1 protein-coding gene is annotated in these 1,338 nt (G+C 39.2%); it reads left to right on the top strand.

Features of this window, described 5'->3' with window-relative positions; translation table 11 throughout:
* Positions 1 to 174: 174 nt before the first annotated feature.
* Entirely contained in the window at positions 175 to 546 is a 372-nt protein-coding gene (locus tag H5163_RS17575) for a GxxExxY protein (protein ID WP_182735665.1), read from the top strand.
* Positions 547 to 1,338: the final 792 nt, after the last annotated feature.

Genomic DNA, 1,338 nt, shown 5'->3' with positions numbered 1-1,338 from the left:
ACTGAGGTGGATATTAGAGAGTTAATAGATTTATATTTCCTTTTGACTGGTCTTTCCTCTGTGTAGCGAAGCGCCTTTGTGCTCTCGGTGGTAAAATGTTTTTAGTGATTTATTCACTAGGTAGAGCATTAAGGACAAAAAACTAAAAAGTGATCGCTAAAGCCAAGGAAGGTTATAACAACAGATATCATCACACAAAAGGTAATAGGTTGTGCTATAGAAGTTCATAGACAACTTGGGCCTGGCTTATTAGAGTCAAGCTATGAAAATTGCTTAATTTACGAATTACAACAAATAGGCATAAAAGCTGTCAGTCAAATTGAGCTTCCAATTAGTTATAAAGGCATGGGGATAGATGCAGGCTATAGGCTAGATATCTTGATACCAGATCTGCTTATAATTGAATTGAAAGCGATTGATAAACTTGCACCAATTCATTCTGCTCAGTTGATTACATACTCAAAATTAAGCGGTATTAAAACTGGTTTGTTGATTAATTTTAATGTGACAAAATTAGTTGATGGTATTAAGCGCATTAGTGTTTAGTAATAATGACGTGTTTTTAGCACAAATGCCTGATTATTTAGATTAGTTTCTCTGTTTTCTCGGTGGTAAGAAATTAAGTAAGTTCACTACAGAGGCCACGAAGAGTACAGAGGTAGAGATTAGAGAGCTAATAGGTTTATACTTTCTTTTGTTAGTATTTCCTCTGTGTAGTGAAGCGCCTCGGTGTGCTCGGTGGTGAAAACTTCTTTAGTGATTATTCACCACGGAGGTCACGAAGAGCACAGAGGTAGAGATTAGAGAGCTAATGCGATTATACTTTCTTTTGTTAGTCTTTCCCCTGTGCAGCGAAGCGCCTCGGTGTGCTCGGTGGTGAAAACTTCTTTAGTGATTATTCACCACGGAGGTCACGAAGAGCAAAGAGGTAGAGATTAGAAAGCTAATGGGATTATACTTTCTTTTGTTAGTATTTCCTCTGTGCAGCGAAGCGCCTCGGTGTGCTCGGTGGTGAAAACTTCTTTAGTGATTATTCACCACGGAGGTCACGAAGAGCAAAGAGGTAGAGATTAGAGAGCTAATAGGTTTATACTTTCTTTTTGTTAGTATTTCCTCTGTGCAGTGAAGCGCCTCGGTGTGCTCGGTGGTGAAAACTTCTTTAGTGATTATTCACCACGGAGGTCACGAAGAGCACAGAGGTAGAGATTAGAGAGCTAATAGGTTTATACTTTCTTTTGTTAGTATTTCCTCTGTGCAGCGAAGCGCCTCGGTGTTCTCTGTGGTAAAAACTAAGTAAAGTTCACCACAGCCGAAGAGACAAAGCAGCTTTCCAAAATG

This window comes from Pseudoalteromonas sp. SG44-8, from assembly GCF_014164125.1.
GTDB classification, from domain to species: Bacteria; Pseudomonadota; Gammaproteobacteria; order Enterobacterales; family Alteromonadaceae; genus Pseudoalteromonas; species Pseudoalteromonas rhizosphaerae.
This window is presented reverse-complemented; position numbering and strand designations above follow the sequence as displayed.